The 790-nt window shown below is 47.5% G+C and carries 1 protein-coding gene; it reads right to left on the reverse strand.

The window, feature by feature from the left end:
• Positions 1 to 428: 428 nt before the first annotated feature.
• Positions 429 to 790, reverse strand: a 362-nt coding sequence (locus RE027_RS17895) for a tail assembly protein (protein WP_368809648.1), incomplete at its 5' end; no start/stop codon positions are given.

Here is a 790-nt window from a genome sequence, read left to right on the forward strand (position 1 = left end):
GTTACTTTTCAAGTTGCTTCTTATATCAGCCATACAAATCCCTATTCTGCTGTGTAATAGCCTAAATTAAAAACATTTTTAGACTATCAGATCCTTTTTAAGCTTTCTATGCTTGATTTTGTAGTATGTAAACCCAAGTAACCTCAAGATGCAGCATGATAGTACTCAAACAAGTTACCCCGGCTGCGGCCCTAAGTACAGGCTCCTGCAACTTGAAGCATCAATGGTTGTTTATCGTCTGGGGTTTTCCGGTTTACGCCACTGATAAGGTGGAGACTTCATGCGTTGGCGGTGCCGCTGTTTAGCGGCCAACACCATAGCTGTTTTAGTGCGGATTACCAGCTTATCCTGCCCGTTAAGTTCATGGCCCTCGCGACTAGCAATCTCTTCCAGGGCAGCGATAAGTAAAATTTTATTCATATGAGCCTCTATTGCTGATCTTCTGCATAAATCCCGGCGGAGATAATTGCGCCGCCAATTTCCCGTTGCCCATAAAGCAGGGGAACGGGATTGCCAGATGCTGTCGTGTTAACGGGACCACCAAACGCATAGGAGGGTTTGTTATCAGGTTCCTGACGCATTCGCAGGCCTGATACCTGCGGGGAAAGTAACTGGACTACTCCACCCAAGGCCATTGATGCTCCAACAAGGCCAATGTTTAATGCAGCGCCCTTCCCAATCAGTGCGGCACCTGCTGGACCAAGAGCTATACCACCAGCAATCAATGCTACACCGAGAACAGCCTGGAACAGACCTGCCCGCTTACTTCCTCGTATTACCGGAATAATTC

Source organism: Kocuria sabuli (assembly GCF_040981185.1).
In the GTDB taxonomy this organism is placed as follows: Bacteria; Actinomycetota; Actinomycetes; order Actinomycetales; family Micrococcaceae; genus Kocuria; species Kocuria sabuli.